The 17,275-nt window shown below is 40.0% G+C and carries 20 protein-coding genes and 2 pseudogenes; 2 read left to right on the forward strand and 20 right to left on the reverse strand.

Features of this window, described 5'->3' with window-relative positions; genetic code table 11:
* Positions 1-10: 10 nt before the first annotated feature.
* From FLAVO9R_RS08530 to FLAVO9R_RS08550, 5 genes are all read right to left on the reverse strand, one after another.
* Entirely contained in the window at positions 11-1,144 is a 1,134-nt protein-coding gene (locus FLAVO9R_RS08530) for an alpha/beta hydrolase (RefSeq protein WP_159530470.1), read from the reverse strand.
* A gap of 237 nt (positions 1,145-1,381) precedes the next feature.
* Complete coding sequence (locus FLAVO9R_RS08535) at positions 1,382-1,798, reverse strand: MAPEG family protein (RefSeq protein WP_159530472.1); 417 nt, start codon at positions 1,796-1,798, stop codon at positions 1,382-1,384.
* 145 nt (positions 1,799-1,943) lie between these two features.
* A complete protein-coding gene (locus tag FLAVO9R_RS08540) occupies positions 1,944-2,705 on the reverse strand; it encodes an alpha/beta hydrolase (RefSeq protein WP_232370612.1) in 762 nt (253 codons plus the stop codon).
* 378 nt (positions 2,706-3,083) lie between these two features.
* Positions 3,084-3,530 (reverse strand): biotin/lipoyl-containing protein, encoded by a 447-nt coding sequence (locus FLAVO9R_RS08545; RefSeq protein ID WP_159530474.1) that lies wholly within the window; start codon positions 3,528-3,530, stop codon positions 3,084-3,086.
* A 143-nt stretch (positions 3,531-3,673) separates the two neighbouring features.
* Positions 3,674-4,099, reverse strand: coding sequence for a hypothetical protein (locus tag FLAVO9R_RS08550; protein ID WP_159530476.1), 426 nt, complete (start codon positions 4,097-4,099; stop codon positions 3,674-3,676).
* Between the two features lie 136 nt (positions 4,100-4,235).
* Between FLAVO9R_RS08550 and FLAVO9R_RS08555 the strand changes: the two are divergent.
* A pseudogene (locus FLAVO9R_RS08555) lies at positions 4,236-5,389 on the forward strand (IS110 family transposase).
* 349 nt (positions 5,390-5,738) lie between these two features.
* On the opposite strand, the gene FLAVO9R_RS08560 reads toward FLAVO9R_RS08555, so the two are convergent.
* From FLAVO9R_RS08560 to FLAVO9R_RS08615, 12 genes and pseudogenes are all read right to left on the reverse strand, one after another.
* A complete protein-coding gene (locus FLAVO9R_RS08560; protein WP_159530478.1) occupies positions 5,739-7,148 on the reverse strand; it encodes a serine hydrolase domain-containing protein in 1,410 nt (469 codons plus the stop codon).
* Between the two features lie 122 nt (positions 7,149-7,270).
* On the reverse strand, positions 7,271-7,585 hold the full coding sequence (locus FLAVO9R_RS08565; protein WP_159530480.1) for a hypothetical protein: 315 nt from the start codon (positions 7,583-7,585) through the stop codon (positions 7,271-7,273).
* Positions 7,586-7,713: 128 nt separating this feature from the next.
* Positions 7,714-8,226, reverse strand: coding sequence for a hypothetical protein (locus tag FLAVO9R_RS08570; RefSeq protein ID WP_218418393.1), 513 nt, complete (start codon positions 8,224-8,226; stop codon positions 7,714-7,716).
* Between the two features lie 123 nt (positions 8,227-8,349).
* Positions 8,350-8,745 carry a hypothetical protein gene (locus FLAVO9R_RS08575; protein WP_159530482.1) on the reverse strand — a complete coding sequence of 132 codons (396 nt, stop codon included), beginning with the start codon at positions 8,743-8,745 and terminating at the stop codon, positions 8,350-8,352.
* Between the two features lie 68 nt (positions 8,746-8,813).
* On the reverse strand, positions 8,814-9,056 hold the full coding sequence (locus FLAVO9R_RS08580) for a DUF2442 domain-containing protein (protein WP_159530484.1): 243 nt from the start codon (positions 9,054-9,056) through the stop codon (positions 8,814-8,816).
* Positions 9,037-9,117, reverse strand: a pseudogene (locus tag FLAVO9R_RS20465) (hypothetical protein); the annotation flags it as partial. The pseudogene FLAVO9R_RS20465 and the gene FLAVO9R_RS08580, both read right to left, overlap by 20 nt.
* Positions 9,118-9,428: 311 nt before the next feature.
* Complete coding sequence (locus FLAVO9R_RS08590; protein WP_159530486.1) at positions 9,429-9,758, reverse strand: hypothetical protein; 330 nt, start codon at positions 9,756-9,758, stop codon at positions 9,429-9,431.
* A 372-nt stretch (positions 9,759-10,130) separates the two neighbouring features.
* Positions 10,131-10,646: a hypothetical protein gene (locus tag FLAVO9R_RS08595; protein ID WP_159530488.1), complete on the reverse strand. Its 516-nt coding sequence runs from the start codon at positions 10,644-10,646 to the stop codon at positions 10,131-10,133.
* An 84-nt stretch (positions 10,647-10,730) separates the two neighbouring features.
* A complete protein-coding gene (locus tag FLAVO9R_RS08600) occupies positions 10,731-11,339 on the reverse strand; it encodes a DUF3885 domain-containing protein (RefSeq protein ID WP_159530490.1) in 609 nt (202 codons plus the stop codon).
* 84 nt (positions 11,340-11,423) lie between these two features.
* Positions 11,424-11,804, reverse strand: a complete 381-nt coding sequence (locus FLAVO9R_RS08605; protein WP_159530492.1) for a DUF5071 domain-containing protein — start codon at positions 11,802-11,804, stop codon at positions 11,424-11,426.
* 108 nt (positions 11,805-11,912) lie between these two features.
* Positions 11,913-12,773, reverse strand: a complete 861-nt coding sequence (locus tag FLAVO9R_RS08610) for a PhzF family phenazine biosynthesis protein (protein WP_159530494.1) — start codon at positions 12,771-12,773, stop codon at positions 11,913-11,915.
* Positions 12,774-13,072: 299 nt separating this feature from the next.
* Complete coding sequence (locus FLAVO9R_RS08615; protein ID WP_232370613.1) at positions 13,073-13,987, reverse strand: LysR family transcriptional regulator; 915 nt, start codon at positions 13,985-13,987, stop codon at positions 13,073-13,075.
* Positions 13,988-14,089: 102 nt separating this feature from the next.
* Between FLAVO9R_RS08615 and FLAVO9R_RS08620 the strand changes: the two genes are divergently transcribed.
* Positions 14,090-14,821 carry a CPBP family intramembrane glutamic endopeptidase gene (locus tag FLAVO9R_RS08620; protein WP_159530498.1) on the forward strand — a complete coding sequence of 244 codons (732 nt, stop codon included), beginning with the start codon at positions 14,090-14,092 and terminating at the stop codon, positions 14,819-14,821.
* A gap of 379 nt (positions 14,822-15,200) precedes the next feature.
* Here the strand turns inward: FLAVO9R_RS08620 and FLAVO9R_RS08625 are convergent, their stop codons facing one another.
* The 3 genes from FLAVO9R_RS08625 to FLAVO9R_RS08635 all read right to left on the reverse strand — a co-directional run bounded on the left by FLAVO9R_RS08625 (position 15,201) and on the right by FLAVO9R_RS08635 (position 17,194).
* Positions 15,201-16,100 carry a hypothetical protein gene (locus FLAVO9R_RS08625; protein WP_159530500.1) on the reverse strand — a complete coding sequence of 300 codons (900 nt, stop codon included), beginning with the start codon at positions 16,098-16,100 and terminating at the stop codon, positions 15,201-15,203.
* Between the two features lie 138 nt (positions 16,101-16,238).
* The gene (locus FLAVO9R_RS08630; protein WP_159530502.1) at positions 16,239-16,814 is read right to left on the reverse strand and encodes a hypothetical protein; all 576 of its coding nucleotides are present in this window, start codon (positions 16,812-16,814) and stop codon (positions 16,239-16,241) included.
* Between the two features lie 11 nt (positions 16,815-16,825).
* Positions 16,826-17,194 (reverse strand): hypothetical protein, encoded by a 369-nt coding sequence (locus FLAVO9R_RS08635; protein ID WP_159530504.1) that lies wholly within the window; start codon positions 17,192-17,194, stop codon positions 16,826-16,828.
* Positions 17,195-17,275: the final 81 nt, after the last annotated feature.

The raw sequence follows: 17,275 nt of genomic DNA on the forward strand, positions 1-17,275 counted from the left end.
CCACGAATGCTTATAAAATCAAACTTTTAAGCTGTGATTTTTGTTTTGGGCTAAGGTCATTAACTGACTTCAATGCATTTTTAAGGGCTGACTCGGCTTCTTCTGTCATTTTAAAATCCATATAGGCCTTAATTAAGGCTGAATGTGCATCTACTGAATGAGGATAGTTTTTTCGATTCCACTCCAATAATTCCAACACATCATCATGACGGTTCAAGTATTGCAACCACTGGGCGTAACCATTGACTTTATCTTCTGGAATTTTTAAGTGTGTTTTGAGAAGTGTTGAGCGACTGGCAAATTTTGACTGTAAATCAGCCAACGTTTTAGGCTCACCCTCTGGAATAGGCCATTCGGAAAACAAGTATTTTAATCCGGCATATTGCCCTTTGAGCGCGGTTGTATTATGCGTTTCATCACTAAAAGTCTGAGATGTGGCTACCAGCTTCTCAGATGGATAACTAACAAGTAGATCGATAAACTGTTGATACGGATCTGTCATGGTTGGCTCTTCGTTAGCTATCGACATATACAGACGTCCTTGTAACTTTTTGTCTTTTAGAGCTTGCTCGGCTAACCCAAGCAATTGCCGATTATTCCAGTATAAAGATGGGCTGATGGCGATAATGCCATTAAATAAGTCTGGCCGCTTTACCATTGCATTGATAGCAAACTGCCCGCCATGAGAAGTTCCAGATAGAATTTGATAGTCCAGAATGCGGTACTGCTGTTTCACATAAGGAATGACTTCTTTCTCTACAAAGTCTAAAAATCTGTCTGCGTTTTCCAGTTGATTAAGACTTTGCTTATCTGAAGGTGTTATCGTCAGATCTCTAATACGTGTTTTAGCTGGGTTTACAATACCCACTACAATCATTTGCGGTATCTGCTCAAACTTTGCTAGATAGTCTATTGTGCCAACAGTATGTGATCCCTGAATGTCACCATCGGTCAGGTATAATACGGGGTAATGATTTTGACTAAATTTATACCCCGCCGGCAGGTAAACCACTAAATCACGCTTTTCACCAAGTACACTACTATCAATCGTCAATTCTTGTAATGTCGGTAGCTTCGATATAGCCCAGCTATTACTGTGGCTTCCCAGTATAAGCAGCAGTATTCCGTAAATTAATTTTTTCAATCATTTTCCTTAATTTTATTACACTACTCACCATTAGAGTGGGAAACGACAACAACCCAACACGAGTGTTGTTAATTAATTTATTTTAGATAAATTTCGCATAATGTTGATAAAGACTCTTAACTTGCATTACCCCAAACAAACTCTACAGTTTCAAGAATTTTGAAACAACTAATTCGGGGGAATCGCCCGCCGAAGGCCGAAACAAATTTGATTGCTTTGTTATGCAGACACCGGTCATGCAGCCAATTTCCAAACTGCAACTCCAAGCATGGCAAGTAACACCACGCAACCAACCATGAAGAGCCGCAACCGCATTGGCACATAGTTGGACCCCACGTGGACCCAGGCATGCGCGTATCGACTCACAACAAACATATAAGCCAGAACGACGGCCACAATACCGGCGGCATTTATACTGTAGAGAACAACGCATAAAACGTAGAAAAGGATCGGGACTTCAAATTGGTTGGCAATGTTGTTGGAAACCTTGACGACCTCTTCAGGCCATACCCGATTATCTAACGCCGCTTGCTGACGATTAACCTTGCCAGCTTTCACTACCTTGGCCTTTCTTGCTCCCAGAATGATAAAAAGTACTAGGGTAAGAAAAACCTGAGCCAATACAGGCCAAAAGATATGACTAGAATTCATTCGTAACTCCTTATGTAACCAGTTTGTTATGCGTACATCACTGCAAATACGCTAGGGTAAATTGTCGCAATACGTAGGCTAAAATTGGAACGAAGGGACAGAGCCATCGTGTGAATGTCCCATTGAGCTTGCGAGCAATGTAATGTCATTGTTGTATGCCCTTACCGCGCTGATATTGATATAACCCTGATAAAGCATTGTATAAGCCCGCAACCATTGTGAAATCGTGAGAAACATCGTCAAACTCGTTTAGCTTTAACTTTAAGTCGATGGAACGGTTTTTCAATAGTGTAGCTGCAAACGAGTTATACACTGATTTCATTTCACCGTTTTCACTTCCAATATTCATATAAAGGTAATTTTCGCTGCCTCCGTTTGAGAGCACGTAATTTTGAGCCGATTTAGCCGTCTCTCTTGCTCCCCACCAGACAGCAGGACTGAAGGCTAGATGAGACTGAAAAAGTGTTGGGCGTGAATGAAAGCTATGGATAACTAGCAGTCCAGCAACAGAGTGGCCAGCGATGGAATTAAATTCACTTGTGCGATATTTTTTGTTGATGCGCGGCATAAGCTCTTTTTCTAAGAAATCTAAAAATTGGTCCCCGCCACCTCCTTTTCCAACAGGGCCTCGTGGATCCATGTTTACGGTTGGTGCGAAATCATCCAGCCGATCCTCTACATCGATACTTACAATAATATGCTCATAAGACCCCTTTGATAAATGGAGTCTTTGAAGCATGCCATTTAGCATATTCTGATTCGAGGTGCCGTCTAGTAAGTAAATAACAGGGTATTCTTTTGATGTCTCAGTTTCGTATGACTGAGGAACAATAACGTTCACTTTGTGAGTTTGGGCATCTGCGGTAAAGCAAAAGAAAATTGAAAGTAACAGGTAATAGGTTTTCAAATTTTAAACTCCTTTTTCGAAGAACTAAGAAACTTAACCAGACAGGCATAATTCGAAACCACCAAAACTGTCCCTTAGTACACTTTCTTTAATCTGAATGGCTAACTTTAACCACGCAGTTTGAAACCTGCTTTAAGCAGGCCGCTGGCAAAGTGATTCACCTTGAGCAATACGCACACAACCAACATCAGCAACGGGTTGAAGGTCGACAAAGTGCAATGCGATTGCTGGGATAGCGTTGCATCTAAATAGCAAATCTCGCAAAAGCAGCTTTACCTTTCCAATTATGCCTGTCTTGTTTAGTCGCTTAATATAACTAGAAAATACGAGCGCTTTACAGCGAGCAGTTTTCCGTTGATGTTTTTGTTATAACCCGAATTAGCCGAGGACAACGACTGTGCCAATGACACCAATTATTATTCCTATTACGAATCCAAATAATCCGCAGATTTGGCCTCTTTTATCAAATAAAGAATTACCTATAGTTTCTTCTAGTAATAATCTATCTGAATCTTCCTTAACTTTTTTCTCTACTATAGTTTCAATATACTCAATTTTCTTTGATTCGGCAGGCGTGTCAGAATTTGCTTTTACACGTAAGTTCATTGCGACTTGCTCTGAAACAATCTGCTCCCCTTGAGATATATTGAAACCCTCTACGACACCCGCTGATGGTGATACTACCTCTAGAACTACTTTTTCTGTTTCGATATCAAACAACGCTTGATCGTACTCAACTTCTTGACCTTCATTAACATAAATTCGAATGATATTTGCGGAATTAGTTGATTCTGGTAATTGAGGTATTTTAATTTCAGTATTCACTTACCTTCCTTGGGATTGGTCTTACCCACTAAGTTTGGGTAAGTCCTATTTATAACGCCTTACTAATAGGCGAAAAATGCTTGGTTAAAATTAGCGACGAAGGAGCACAAGCCAACTGTTTTTTGTCCTTGTTTAATTTCTTGTTATGTAGCCAACTTCCACATACTAACAATTTCTTCATACTTTCCGTCGACTAACTCTTCATCATCGGGACACGAAAGTAAAACAACTTGAAGGGCATTGTACGAGTTTGGAAACTTTGAAAGTTTAACCATAATCTCCAGCGCCTCGTTGTCTGTTAGTTCACCTTTATTAATATATGTGAGTGAGGCAGGTTCAACGATTTCTTGTACAGGGCTAGAAAATGACTCTTTCCAATAGTTGTACATTTCTAAATGCTTAGATTCTTCAATCTTTTCTGAAGCTGGCACGCGACATATTTCGTGCAATACCAGAAAGGGCGCGTCATCACCAATCTCGATAGATTGTTGAATAATTCGTTTCCACTCATTTTCATCATGATAAGGAAAGTTGCAATCAATACTGTAATAAAATTCTTCGTAGGTCATACAAACACCGAACTATCCTTGGCTACATAGACACAATGACTCCCTGTGAAATGTTAGCCTCCGCATTTTCGTGGGTTAACTTTTCAGCCAAAGCCATAATTAGTTTGTTCAATACTAAATCAATTTGGAGGCTAGCATGAACAAACATAGCATGATTTTTATCGGATTGGATACGCATAAAGAGTTTCACGAGGTTGCCTATTGTGAAGAGCAGCGTGGAGCAAGTGCGGTGCACTATGGCCGAATTTCTTCTTCAAAAGTCAGCGTCAAAAAGCTCATTCGTCAGTTTGAATCGAAATACCCCGGGGCAACGATTCACGTGGTGTATGAAGCAGGGCCATGTGGATATTGGATTTATCGACTTATCGCAAGTTTAGGACATTGTTGCTACGTCGTTGCGCCCTCCCTTATTCCGAAAAAGCCTGGTGAACATATCAAGACCGATAGGCGCGATGCATTGAAGCTGGTGAGCTGCTAAAGTCGGAAGATCTCACGCCTATTTATGTGCCTGAGCCAGAAGATGAGGCAGTAAGAGATTTATCCCGCGCTCGCGAGCTTGCCATGAAGGATCTAAAAGAAGCCAAATACCAACTCAAAGCGCTGCTACTGAGAAATAATATTCGATATGAGGGCACTGCTAATTGGTCGAAGAAACATCTGCGGTGGCTGACTGAGTTGATATTACCTCATCCCGCGCAGCACATTGTGCTGCAAGAGTACTTACAAACGATAGAAGAGCGCATACGACGATTGGAAAGGTTAGATAACGAACTGACACATCACGTACACCAGTGGCGGTATTATCCTGTCGTTAAAGCGATCCAAGCCATGCGTGGTGTGAGACTGCTAGTGGCGGTTGGGGTTGTTGCGGAACTTGGTGATTTACACCGCTTCGACCATCCTAGGAAGCTTATGGCTTATTTAGGTTTGGTACCAAGCGAGCATTCCTCAGGCGGAAAACGTCATTTGGGCGCTATTACGAAGTCTGGTAACGGCAGAGCTAGGCGCTTGTTAATTGAGGGGGCGCACAGCTATCGATATCCCGCGAATGTGTCGACTAATATTCAAATCCGGCAAGAAGGGCTACCCAAAGACATCGTCGACATTGCGTGGAAAGCACAGCTTCGCCTGTGCAAACGCTACCAGCGAATGAGCAAGAAAGGTAAACATTACAATCTCATTATTACCGCAATAGCCAGAGAAATGGCAGCCTACATATGGGCTATTGTGAGAGAGGTCGTGCTTACGCCGGTCAATCCAAAATTAAGACTGAGCAGAGTACCTGCATGACAAACGAGTTTGAGCTAACGCATTCGGATCAGGCCGCGGAATGTGGCACAACCTACGAGGGCGTTATGACGGCAATAACTTAACGGTTATTGATCCACGAACATAGACTGATGAGAAGGTGACCACGGCGGAGTGAGTAAGGTAGGCGCTGTTCATCGAGAGATGAATAATCCACGAATACCAGCATGACAACCGACGACATTACTACCTCATCCGGTGCGTTAGCTCATTTATTTAGAGCAAGAAAGCAGCTAATTATGGACCGAAAAAATGTCAGGGAGACACTCGGTTTTTATTGACAAGGGGAGTCATACCAACGCAAAGCTAAGAGGCTGGCGATAGCCTGTCCTTACTTGAGCGTATTGTTATGACCGTAATTATCACTCACGTAATCACTTTTAAAACTACCATCAATAGTTAAAGATTTGCTAAAAGTACTTTTCGCAGCCTCGCTATCTCCTTTCGATAAATAGGCGAATGCCAAACTGTCGTAGGCCTGCGGTGCATTGGGAAACAATGAAACTAAATATTCGAACATATCAAATGCCTCGGTCCATGATTTTGTATTAAGTAGTTCCATTCCTACTTCATTAATTGTTCTGCCGATGAATCGACTGTAACCATTGTCGTTATAAACCTGTTTGAAGTGTTTATAGAATTGTTGTTTTCCTTTTGATTGGTAGTACTTAAAGGCAAAGTTTTTTTCCAATTGTCTAATTGGTTGATACTCACCATTTTTGATGTAAGAGTGTATTCGACCAGAAATGCGTTCGGCAACTAAGTGATCAGTGTTTGCCAGAACAACTATTTCATAGCTAGTGTCCAAATCTACTTCCGCGGCTGCACTGACGCCCTGACCACCTCCATATGCGCCCCAATGGGAGCCGTCCATTGCAAATAAATGGCGATTAATCGCGTCTGAGTTCTTTAATAACTTATTGCTATAGAATAACGCTCGATAAAATCGTTGCACATCCACAACAGTCGATTCAATGCCGCCATCGGGACTAGGGTGTTCAATAATACCGACCTTCCTCAAATTGCCATTGTACTGGAATGTATATCGGACTGACTGATATTCATGAGAATTAACCGGCCTGAAGGTCGTTGAAGACATCTCAACCCGATTGAAGATATTGTTTTTGAGTAGTTCTTCGAAAGGCTTTCCAGTTACTTTCTCAAGAATCACTCCTAATACCACATACCCATAATTTGAATATTTTCGATCAGTACCAGGTGTATATAAAAGGGGGTTATTTATCAATATCTTTATTTTCTTGTTTAGAGTATCAAATGCAAGTTGATTCTGACGATATTCAGCCACAAAGATATCAGCAAAGCCTGCACTATGATTTAGTAGGTGCTCAATCGTGATTTTATCAGCATCAGGTTGTTTGAACCCCAACTCGAAGCTAACTAGTTTATCACTTAACTTTAATTTACCAGCCTCAACCTGTTGCAAGATCAAGACCTTGGTAAAGTCTTTCATGATGGAGCCAAGATTAAAGCGACTTTGAATGCTGTTCTTTATTTTTTCTTCGACATTCTGAAAGCCATAAGATGACACAAACTCCACCTCATTATCTTTAGTTATCAGTAATGCGCCGGAAAACCAGCCCATCTGCTGGTATTGCATGGCGATGCTGTCTGCAATCGTTGCGAGACTAACAGATTTATCTTGCTTTATATCCTCACTGTCCAAAGCCAGTGAAGAACTGGCAAAGAATAAAAGAAAGATTAAAGCTAAATTTTGAACCATTTGGCGGAATCCTTTCTGTCATAACGCACCAATAAGGGGCTAAAAATTGTTTGCTAACATATGTAGCGAAGCGAAACCGAGCAAACTGTTTTTAGTCCCGCTTGATTGGCTTGTTATATGTTTTATATATTAGCTTCAATGACTTGCATATAGAACTCTGAATCTAACTCACCACTAATAATAGAATTATTTTCGTCTGAAACAGTATAGATTTGCTGATTACCTGCAAGAGAACTACTCCCCTCAAGTGCACTGAGCAAAACATATAAGTTTTCTGTTACAGCATCTTTGACGAGTGCTAACACTTCGTCTTTGTTCTCAGTAGAGAGATCTAATGAGTCAAGTTTACTGCCAATATAAGATTCCTTATTAGCATAAAGCTCAAATGAGTTGTCTAATTCAGACTTTAATAAAGACACAAATTTCTCAGAGTTCATAGATATCTCGAAACACATAACTTTTCAATAAGGGGCGCAGACATGTGGGGCATAATGGCGAAGCCGTCCTGCGTGTTAGCTTCCCAGCAGGCCGCCCTAGCGGACTGCGACTTAAGCGTTTAGTTATGTCACAATTGGTAGGCAAAGCTTATTTTCCTTAGAACAAACTCGTTTTCTGAACCATAACCGCCTACGCCAGAAAAGCTCAAATCAACAAATACTTCGTCCGTGCCGGCAGAGACGCTGTAGGATGGAACTCCCAATTCAATTTTCAGCGCTTCCTCGACTTTTTCAAATCGCTCCCTGAAAAATGGCTTACCATTGATAGTTAAGTTACTGACATCATATTTTGTGTTAAATGTTGTCGGAAGTTCTGAAAACGCGTCTGATAAATCGCCACCGATATGAACTTCTCGGAATCTATTTCTTGAAATGAGTAAGCTTACCGATTTTCCGTAGAACAAAAGCGTTCTATTCTTATTTATTCGATAATATCCATTCGGTTTGCCTAACACGGCTTCAACCTCTTCTTGAGAAGAGAGCCATTTAGCTCCTAAAAATCCTTTGTTTATATCTATGTCTAAGTTTGATGCAAATCCATAACTAGGCAGTAGCAATATTAAAAATATTAAGTTCTTCAAAAAAACTCCTTGTGACATAACGCTCACATAAGGGCGACTGAACGCTGGCTAAACTTAGGAACGTAGTGACGCCAGCCAGCGAGAAGGCGTCCCAGTGAGCTTGCGAACGAATTCATGGGCTTGTTATGCATACATTGTACGCAAATTATCATGTTCTTTTTTAATGAAATGTTCAATGACTCGACGCGCATCGGAAAGAGATAAAGATTGGGAGGACAAATTAATGGTTCCCTGCTTTTTAGATAAGCCAAACCAAGAAGGTACAACGCAAGGAAAGTAGCATTCAGAAACAAATGTTAATCCATTATTATTCTCGAAAGGTGAAACCCAAATGTATTCTTTGCCTTCATTAATAATTAATGACAGTGTAGGTGCACATTTTTGTAATTTATTGGCTTCTTTAGCTTGTCCAACCCAATCAAAATCATCAAATTCCATTAAAGCTTCTTCTGCTAATTTAATAGGTTTATCTTCTGACTCTTCATGCGAGTTATGTGCGTATTGAAGGTTTAACTTCACCTGAACCATCCTTGTATGCGTCCCAGCGAACGTAGTGAGTGTGTTTATTGATTTGTTATCTTCTTTCCTTAGTTGCCCAAAAGTAGACCATTAACACTTAAGTCTTCGTCCAGTTGAGGCCAATGAATACCTTCGCCATCACCTAGTATTTCCCAATCTTTAAGTTGATCTGCAGTCGCAGATGAAAGAGATGGGAACCAAGCTAAAGGAACGGAAAGAGTGCGTCCATCAATTAGGCTGATAATAAGTGAGTCTGAGTCGAAACTAACTGAATGAGCAAGAGGGTGATGTTCAACTGCTAAAATAGCCATTCCAAGCCTCCAAAAATGTTTCTTTATTTTCTACCACCAATTGCTCGAGTTTTCTTAACTTTTTCGGTGGAAAACGAGTAGAGCTAGCTAAAGCAACGGGCTTTAACCAGAATTAAGCAAGCATCTTCTCTCGCTGAATATGTGCTGGTTCATCGTTTTCATCACTATAAAAGAAGAAACGATAAGGCCCTAATCTTAATACTGTCGGCATAAATTAAGATTATCGCAGAAGAGCGCATATGCCAATTGGAAGATAACGCTCCCATAAGGGGCAAATACTTTTTGGCTATAATGACCGAGGTACGAGGTAAAGCCAACGAGTATTTGCCCCAGTGAGCTTGCGAACGAATTCATGGGCTTGTTATATGGTACTTACCACTTATTCTTGTCTAATAATTTACCTGCATATGATTGGATAGCAAGCCAATTCGAATCACTTTGCAAGCCTGATACACCATTATTCATTGGTACATTTTCACCAAATTTATCGAAGTATTCATTAAACAATGAGAGATCGATTAGCTCATTAGTATTAAATGCATTTACAAACTCAGTAGAGTTGGGATGATAAAAATCGTCGAACCACATACAAAACAGCTCAGCTGGAACATTAGCAATAGGTACATTTTTTTCGTATGAAAACTGATTTTCTGATGAGGCAATCAATTGTAACGTTTCGATAATATTTTTTCTGTGCACCATACTTCCTTGTACCATATAACAGCTTATTATGTTCGCTCGCTTTCATCCTATTAAGCCGCTTTTTATCATACGATAATAGCCACTTGAAAAAGTGTTGTAAGCGACGAATAAGCAAAAACTTATGAGTACAGCAGGTTTCAACCAGTCAATTCCTCTTAGTCGGTCATTATAAGCTAGATAAGCAAATAAAATTGCAGCGGCTATGAAGACGAAGCCAAAGAGAAAAACTGCAATAGCAAAAAAAGAGTCCAACTGAACTTTTCCTTTTTAGAATATAACGCCTCAATAATAGGCGCAGAAATGCTTGGCTAAAATTAGCGACGAAGGAGCGCAAGCCAAGCGTTTTTGCGTCCTTTTGATTGACTTGTTAAGTTACCTATTGAGACGATACAAGCCACATTCATTAGCCCACTTTGCAATTTGAACAGCATGTTCTGGATTACGCAAATAGAAAACATTTGTGTCGTCCCAACTTTCGAAATACACGGCTTCTAATTCAGGCAACACAACTTTATAAAAGTGACTACTATCCACATTATGTTGAGCACACATCAAGTATTTTTCTTTAGCTGTGTTTGAAGTGAATTTACGAAATTGTGGTGTTGCTGAAATCCACCGACCTTTGAATGTGAAATTTAGAACTTCGGTATTGTCGATCAACTTTTTAGCAAATTTAACGAACTTTGAATCTCGGCTATTTTGTTCCTTGACAGAAACGTCAGATAAGTATTTGATTGAATCTTCTTCTCCCAGCCATCGATCGAAAACTGAAATTGCCATATAGGTATATGCATCAGTTTGTTCCACAGCAACTAACTTATCCAAGTCAGGAAACTTTTTCCGAAGATTAAATTGCGATTGTTTATCCAGAGCTAGAAATTTGCGCATATCTTCCTTGGTAACTTAAGCCCGCATTTGCGGCTGGTTTGGAGCGCAGCGGAAAACCAGTCCGACAACATGCGCTTGTTAAATTTAGAAACCCTCAGGATGCGACGATAACCATTCACGGTGCTGCTCCTTTAGTTGATCTCCTTCCTCTGCTGATGCCAACACGATGTCCGCGCCACCATCATAGGGGTGAAAAACGATGCCTTTGCTGGGGCAGATAATCATAATATTACCCACCTCATCGTTGGCCACCATACGAAAAAGGCTATTCAGCTCACTGCCTGTGTACTCGACCTCTGACACATGAAGATGCCAATAGGATTCGTAATCGTCATCATCTTCGTGTTGCTCCAGTGTGCACCAAGGTTCACTGGCTGAAAATAGCTTTAAGAGTTCTGGCTCTGGTTGCGAGGGTACTCTTTCCTCAGAGTACTCTGGTAATACAACGAAAACCTTACTTCCATTACCGCACAACTCTTGAAGAACGATATTGTGCCTATGCAAGACCTCTAAATACTCATCTTCATTTTCTGGATATCGCTTCGACTCTGGCAACGAATGAAAGCGTACCCATCGGCTTTTATACTCATGTTTTAAGTTATGAGCTTCAGGAGCGAAATTATCGAATTCGCTACTCCAGAATTTGGCAAGTTCTTCAATCATGGTGAAATTTAACGCTAAGCTAAGGGGCAATTATCTTGCTGCTTATACTTGCACGAAGTGCCAAGCAGCAAGTAATTGTCCCAACGAACGGAGTGAGTGAGCTTAAGCGCCTTGTTAGGTGTTTTTCGCAATTCTTGAAAGTTGAATTTCAACATAATCAATTAACCCCTCCGTGAAGTCTTCCAATGATGCATTGTCCACTAAGGATTGTAAAAGTGAACGATATTGCAAGACCTGTGCTAAATCCATTAATGGGAACAGATGACCGACAACATTACATTTTAAAATTACATCTTGGCCAAGCAGAACGTTCTTGATTTCAGTTTGGTGACCTGTTTGTAGCTTGGAGATCCTTTTGCAGATTGCTGGAAAAACAGGCCAATTACAATCTTCAAACCATTTAAATAGATCGGGAAGTATTGCAATTACTTCCGAGTCAGAAGCAGCAGATAGTTTTTCTACGGAGTCTAAATCATGCTTTGATAAAGGAATCATTATCAGTACTACACCTAACGCCGTTTTAAGCGGCAAATTGCAGTTGGCCAAAATAAGTGAGGCACGAACAAAAAGCCAACTGTAATTTGTCCGTCTTGAAAACCCTTGTTATACGGGGATTACCGCCGTACCAATATTACTTGCGAAGCCACCAACCTTTACACTGATTACAGTAGAGTTATCCGATTTAACAGATGCTGTAATTATTGAAGTACAATCCATTACTCTACCTTGCTCAAAAACATAGTTACTTCCCAAGGCTAAATGCTCTACAAGATAGCATGCTAAAGCACCACTAGAGCTACCCGTAGCTGATTCTTCTGAGATACCAAAAAAGGGAGCAAAATTACGACAGCTTGCTGTAAGTTTACTTTCAGAACCACAAAGTTCAAAAACATGAAAACCAACAACTTTATGCTTTTCACAAAAGTTAGCGATAAGTTCGTCATCTGGTTTTATTATATCTAAATATCCATTAGGAACCGGAATAATCACATCAGGTAGACCTGTTGAAATAACTTCAATAGGTAACTTAGTGCTTTCTAGTATGCTACTTTTAATGCCAATAACATTTGAAATTTCTTGATATGAAAAACAATCTAATTTTTGAGGTAATTGCTGCTCCATGATTACCTTACCACTTGGTTCGATGGTTACTGGTAATATTCCAGCTTTCGTACGTTGAACATAAGAACCTGCTGTTAGAATGCCCTTTTGGTACAAAGTAGAAAAAGTTGCTAATGTAGCGTGTCCACAAAAGTCAACTTCACCTGTTGTCGTAAAGAAAGAAACTTCATAATCAGCTTCGTCATCACTGGAAACAAAAGCCGTTTCTGAATACCCTACAGCTTGTGAAATTTTCAATTTTTGAGCATCCGATAGTTTGTCTGAATTCAAGACAACACCTGCAGGGTTTCCGCCTTTGCCATTTACTGTAAATGAGCTGACCAAATTAACTTCGATATTCACCAACAACTTCTTCCCCGTATAACAGCTTTTTATATGGAAAAAATCCTTTATACAAGATGGAGTCTTTCCGTACATCATGTACCTAATTCACAAACTTTCGCACGAAAACATTCTATTATCAATCAACTACAATCTAACCTTTAAAAAGTGTCCCCACATTCCGGAATAATTCCTTTTTATTTTTAATCATTCAAAAAACTCGACTAACTGTATAAATAAACAGCCTAGAGAGTAAGACAGGCACAATATGTATACGTTTGTACACAAAGATGCCTGTCTTGTTTAGTCTCTATTCGTGACTAAGCCCAGTGCGGCCGTTTATCAAGATAGAAATCGATAAACGCGCGCACTTTTGGTTCTACCGTGACAGTTTGATGATAGTAAATAAACGCCTCAGCTCTATCCCACCAGTACTCTTCCATCACTGGTACCAATGAACCATCTTCTACGGCCTCCTCAATCTGTTTAGCCTTAGGTAAAGCATTTATTAATCCTAATCCAGACTGAGCACACTCAACCATGCCCGCAACGGCTTTTACCCGTGAGTTAAGAATCTTATGAATTACCTCACCTGTTTGAGACTGTAATACCAATACATTACTTGGCTGGTTATACAAATAACCAACAACATCATGTGTTTCTAAGTCATCAGGTACTTTGGGAGTGCCTTTTCTTTTAAGGTACTCGGGCGAAGCAAAAATGCCATAGCGCTCATTATATAAAGAACGTTGCTTCAATCCGTTAAAGCGGTCACCTAAGTACGAGCCAACCCCCCAATAAATGTCATATTCGTCATGTGCAATGTCGACGAGAGACTCCTTCACATCCAGTACAACGTTCAAAAGTGGGTATTGTTTAAGAAACTCCCCTATCCATGGTGTAAAAGTCTCTGTAATTACTTCGTTAGCTTGCGTTAAAATTCGAATTTCACCCGACACCTCGTACTCTGTCGATTGAACCCACCGCTGCAGTTCTCGGTGTTGATTATTCAGTGCAGTACATCGCTTAAGAAACTCTCTCCCATACTCAGTAAGCTTGAGCTCCCTGCGTGTACGAATAAAAAGAGCCTGACCCACACTGTGTTCTAAATTACTAATTTGCTTGCTAACCGCCATTACGCTCTTCGACATTAACGCTGCGGCTTTAGTCATATTCCCTTCTAGAGCCACTAACTCAAACGTTCGTAATTCTCTTAATTGCATAGCATTACTCATGCTTAAACTTTTAGTTTATCTATTATTTAATATTAATTTATTTTTTTAACAAAGCCAGTTGAATATGCTGTAAGCATTACGAAGTCACTTAAGAAACTATTTATGAATGTAAGCATCTGGTCCTACTCAATGTTGGTTATCATCCTTGCCATACCGCTATATTGCTTGTGGGAAGGCAATAAAACTGAACTGGCCGTTGTATCGGGCGAACAATCAAAATTAGAAGCCTACGCTTCAACAATGGTTTTGCTATGGTTGCCCACTTTATATCTAGTTATTGGCTTGTATAGTGAGCAGATAAGTACTGTTGAAATTTCACTTGTGTGGGTAGGCAGCACTAATAACTGGTTAGGTGCATTGGCCGTGTTAGCGATGACAGGCTATTTTGCGCTTAATTTAATAATGACGAAAAACGCAAAAGAGACACACCCAACACTTGAAGCACAATTGGAACACGTAGCGTGGCTGATGCCGCGAAGCCCAAAAGAATTAATGTATTTTACGTGTGGCGTGTCGTTATCAGCTGGCATTTGTGAAGAACTTCTGTTTCGCGGGTTTCTATGGTTTTTGATGACACCTTTCCTTGGTTTTTGGCCTGCTCTTCTAGTTTCGAGCTTACTTTTTGGTTTAGCACATGCGTATCAAGGGAGCGTTCATGTGCTAAGAACGGGCGTTATGGGCATAATATTAGGTGTAATTTCATGGCTTACAGAAACAATATGGATTGCGATTGCAGTGCACGCACTTGTGAATATTTATGGTGGGCTATTAGCCTACATAGTGTGTAGTAATCCGAAGCCAGAACAAGCGAGTAGCATTACGGACGCTTGTTAGTTTCTTTAAATTTAAAAAGACAGGCATAATTCGAAGCCGGTAAAACTGTCCCTTAGTACACTTTCTTTAATCTGAATGTCTTATCTTGACCACGCAGTTTGAAACCTGCTTTAAGCAGGCCGCTGGTGGAGGAATGAATACACTTAAGCGCCTGCTACTCTTACGCGCACTTCTTCTTTTTTTAACCATCAACTAAAAAGAAACGTTTACCTACACAATTAGCGACGAATATAGCCTTCATAAAAAGCTTTACCTTCCCTAATATGCCTGTCTTGTTTAGCCGCGCCACAGGCTAAATTTTTGTTGTGGTTTTTGGCGTATAATTGCGTAGCAATGCCAAAAAGCGCGACGGAAATTTAGTCCTTGGTGCACGCGCTTGTTAGCACTTTACTCCAACTTCCTGAGCCTTAATTAAATATGCTAGCTCATGGCTTAGTTTAAAGCTCTGTATTGGATGATATTTTTTAGCAAGTTCCAAAGAGCCTTTACCCAGCTCTACAGCACAGGCAGCACCAACAGCAAGCTCTGCACCACCAAAAAAACTAGCTGCTAACCCAGCAGCCAAAGATGCTTGAATATTTTTGGAATCAAGTAAAACACTTAAAACTGAAGTTGTTAATTCAAAACCATGTTTTTTACTAACATCTGAATACACATCCAGTCGTTTGCTCACATCATCGAAGATATAACTTGATGGCTTTCCTACATAATTCTCGTATATAAATAGCCTCAAATTCCTTAAAGACTTATGAGCTTCAGTGTCCATACGAAGTTCCATGATTTGATCCCACGAAGCGCTAGACGTATCAATTAGATCAATACCTTTCATGCTTACGTTTAAATAGGCTGTTTCAAAATCACAGCTGTCATTATTTTCTTTCAGAAGAATCGTTGGTTTTTGCACACCTAAAGTGCTCGCAAAGCTTAAAAAGTGGCTTCTTATAGAAGCCCCTTTAAGTCCAATTTCACTTTTTTCATATAATTCACGATAGTCGTCCACATTATATCTTGATATTTTACCATTAAACTCTTTATGCAAAGCATCAACAAATGGTGACCATTTCTTAGTCATAAACTCTAAGATTTTATAATCGGGTGCACTGTTACCATAAATTAAGTCAGTTGCGACTCTGACAGGAACTTCTTCTGGCAATGTAACGTAAGGACCTTCGTCATTATGTTTTAATGCATTGCATTGAACAGGAATTACCCTATCGAAATACAATGCGGCTTCTTTGATGTTTCCTAAGCAGATAACGTCTAATGACTTTTTATACATAGCAGATATTTACAGGCTCCATTGAAGTGCTAATGCCGCCAGCAGAGGCGCAGCTTTGCTGCGTCCTGCTGACTGGCTTTGTTAGCTATTTTTTTTCATTCTACTAATTTAGCAATAAAATAATAATCGAGCCCATAATTAACCAGAGGGAGCAAAAGCATTTAAAACAAAGAAGGCTAGCATTATTAAAATTGTTAGAACCCAATAAATCATTGCAAGTGTTACTACAATTTCTAGTCCGTTGTTGTTATAAGACTTTCTAAATAGTAGCTCATAAGCCTCTTTTCTATATCTGGGGTGAAAGAATGCCACTTGAGAAAACGCCCCTATCATACCAGTAACCATAGTTAAACTTGAGACGATAATTACCAATATTACTAGCGAAATAAACATGAGTCTTTTTCTAGCATCTTCTGGAGCTGCGAGTTTAATAAATGCTCGACCTACGCAGCCACCCTGTATAAAACAAAGAGCCCACCCTTCCGCTGTTTTGTTAGGAATATTTAAGTCAATTAAGGAAGGGATATATTGAAAAATCCAAAGAGCAATCGAACTATAGTAATCTAGCACTTTTAACAGAACAGCCCAGACGCCAATATCTAGAGTTGTTGCAACAAACTTAAATAGGCTAATTGCTGCGACAATCGTTGCCAGCACAGCCCAGAGATTGAAAATTTCAGGGACCGGTTTATTATCTTTACTAATTTTTTCCACTTCTGGACTCTTTATATGGCAATTCTAAGCGGGATATTATCAATACTCATTGCTAATTGGATCTCCATATTGTTTGGCATAGTCATGTTGACGCACTTTGAGAGTTTTTTCTCAGAGTACCGACTCGCGATTTCGTCCATTTGGGGTTGGGCATTAGCCACACAATGGGTAATAAACTCTAAACGTGTCCGTGACTCCTTATTCATTTCTACTCCCGAAATAAGAGGGGTTGTGGCACTTTTGGTCACGCTTGTATTTATTTGGCTATTGTCAGTTAACTTTGCCAATGGAGCCACAGCGTTTTCCAATTTCTTGAATTCCAATTGGCAGTTTTCCAATGGTTCGGAAGACACAGACTTTTTTATTTTCTCAGTAGTCATAATGCCGATTACAGTGACACCATCAATAGTATTGTGGTTTTTAATTGGCCATCTAAGGAAAAGCCCAGATTAGCTAACATC

Origin of the sequence: Alteromonas sp. 38 (assembly GCF_902506055.1) — a bacterium.
GTDB classification, from domain to species: Bacteria; Pseudomonadota; Gammaproteobacteria; order Enterobacterales; family Alteromonadaceae; genus Alteromonas; species Alteromonas lipotrueae.

Coding starts and splice junctions, on each gene's coding strand:
- FLAVO9R_RS08535 (WP_159530472.1), bottom strand. CDS start 1,798: ATGAATTCTAGTCATATCTTTTGGCCTGTATTGGCTCAGGTTTTTCTT.
- FLAVO9R_RS08550 (WP_159530476.1), bottom strand. CDS start 4,099: ATGACCTACGAAGAATTTTATTACAGTATTGATTGCAACTTTCCTTAT.
- FLAVO9R_RS08560 (WP_159530478.1), bottom strand. CDS start 7,148: ATGGTTCAAAATTTAGCTTTAATCTTTCTTTTATTCTTTGCCAGTTCT.
- FLAVO9R_RS08565 (WP_159530480.1), bottom strand. CDS start 7,585: ATGAACTCTGAGAAATTTGTGTCTTTATTAAAGTCTGAATTAGACAAC.
- FLAVO9R_RS08580 (WP_159530484.1), bottom strand. CDS start 9,056: ATGGCTATTTTAGCAGTTGAACATCACCCTCTTGCTCATTCAGTTAGT.
- FLAVO9R_RS08590 (WP_159530486.1), bottom strand. CDS start 9,758: ATGGTGCACAGAAAAAATATTATCGAAACGTTACAATTGATTGCCTCA.
- FLAVO9R_RS08595 (WP_159530488.1), bottom strand. CDS start 10,646: ATGCGCAAATTTCTAGCTCTGGATAAACAATCGCAATTTAATCTTCGG.
- FLAVO9R_RS08605 (WP_159530492.1), bottom strand. CDS start 11,804: ATGATTCCTTTATCAAAGCATGATTTAGACTCCGTAGAAAAACTATCT.
- FLAVO9R_RS08615 (WP_232370613.1), bottom strand. CDS start 13,987: ATGAGTAATGCTATGCAATTAAGAGAATTACGAACGTTTGAGTTAGTG.
- FLAVO9R_RS08620 (WP_159530498.1), top strand. CDS start 14,090: ATGAATGTAAGCATCTGGTCCTACTCAATGTTGGTTATCATCCTTGCC.
- FLAVO9R_RS08625 (WP_159530500.1), bottom strand. CDS start 16,100: ATGTATAAAAAGTCATTAGACGTTATCTGCTTAGGAAACATCAAAGAA.
- FLAVO9R_RS08635 (WP_159530504.1), bottom strand. CDS start 17,194: ATGACTACTGAGAAAATAAAAAAGTCTGTGTCTTCCGAACCATTGGAA.